The 1,387-nt window shown below is 64.5% G+C and carries 1 protein-coding gene; it reads left to right on the plus strand.

The window, feature by feature from the left end:
- Positions 1-29 precede the first annotated feature (29 nt).
- Positions 30-1,136, plus strand: coding sequence for a hypothetical protein (locus tag GTN70_11295; protein ID NIO17546.1), 1,107 nt, complete (start codon positions 30-32; stop codon positions 1,134-1,136).
- Positions 1,137-1,387 lie beyond the last annotated feature (251 nt).

A 1,387-nucleotide genomic window follows, 5' to 3' on the forward strand; every position in this document is an offset into this window, starting at 1 on the left:
CGCTCTCTCCACATGCGCCGGGAAACGCCATGGTATTCCCAACGGCCGGTGGGGAACAGGGATGCGCGGGAAAAAAGCTGCGGCTGCCCTTCCCGGCGCTGCCCTGCGCCCTCCTCACCGCCCTTTTGCTCGCGGCCGCCCTTCCGGCCGCGGCCGCGACCCCCCCGGGCACGGCGAGCGGTGCGGCGGAGAAAGGTGCCGCCCCCACCCCGGAGACGGTCAGCCCCCCGGCCACACCTGCCCCCCCTGCTGCTGCCCGGGTAAACGGCGTGGAGATCAGCATGCCGATGCTGCAGAAAACCTTCGAGAGGAACCTGCAGGAGAGGGGGATCGACGTGAAGAGGATCGAGAGCCGGGAGCGCCTGGGGACACTCAGGTTGGAGGTGTTAAACGTCCTCATCGACCAGGAGCTCCTCTGGCAGCAGGCCAGGGAAAAGGGCATCGTCGCCAAAGACGAGGAGGTGGAGCTGGTGATCGCCGCCGTGACGAAGGGGCTCCCCTTCGAGGAGGCCTTCGCGGCGATCCTTGACGAGGGGGGCTTTACCCAGGAGAGCTACCGGGAGTTCATCCGGGCCCAGATATCGGTGAGCAGGCTCATCGAGACGGATATCGCCGCCGGGATCGCCACCGCCGACGGTGAGGTCCACGACTACTACGCGGAGAACCCCGACCTGTTCACCCCCCCCGAAGAGGTCAGGGCCCGCCGCATCATGGTCGGCGTCGAGCAGGGCGCCGGTGAGAAAGAGCGCCGGGAGGCAAGGGCCAGGATCGAGGGGGTCCTCGTCGAGGCAAAGGGGGGTGCGGATTTTGCCGATCTGGCCAGGAAGCACTCCGAGGGGCCCGAGGCTCCCCGGGGAGGCGACCTGGGATTCCTCGGCAGGGGAAAGATGCCCCGGCCCCTGGAAGATGCCGCCTTCACCCTTAAGCCGGGCGGGATATCGGAGGTCCTGGAAACCCCCCTCGGCTACCACATCCTGCGGGTGGAGGAGCGAAGGGGCGGCAAGCCCCTCCCGGAGGCGGAGGTAGGGGAGAAGATCCGGACGAACCTCACCCGGCAGAAGATCAGGGAAGCCGTCCAGAAACGGGTCAGGGAGCTGCGGGAAAAGGGAACCGTCGAGATCCTGATCCCGAAGTGAGGCGATGCGGGGCCGGACGGTCCCGCTTTCGACAGGCCAAATTCCCCTCTTTTTAACTTATCGCTCAGTTCTTTCCATAATTAAGTAAATCTTTTCCCAGGGGCGAAGGGCTGAACTTAAAAAACCATTATATATCAATTGCTTATGAAAAGGCACGCTTATTGCTGGATATCTTTTCGCAGCATGTGCCGAAACTCCGGGCGGCGGGCCGGATGGGGAAATCACCATTCGCCGGGGCGGTAGCCTGTCTG

The sequence above is a fragment of the Deltaproteobacteria bacterium genome, assembly GCA_011773515.1.
Lineage (GTDB): Bacteria > Desulfobacterota > Deferrimicrobia > J040 > J040 > WVXK01.

Coding starts and splice junctions, on each gene's coding strand:
- GTN70_11295 (NIO17546.1), top strand. CDS start 30: ATGGTATTCCCAACGGCCGGTGGGGAACAGGGATGCGCGGGAAAAAAG.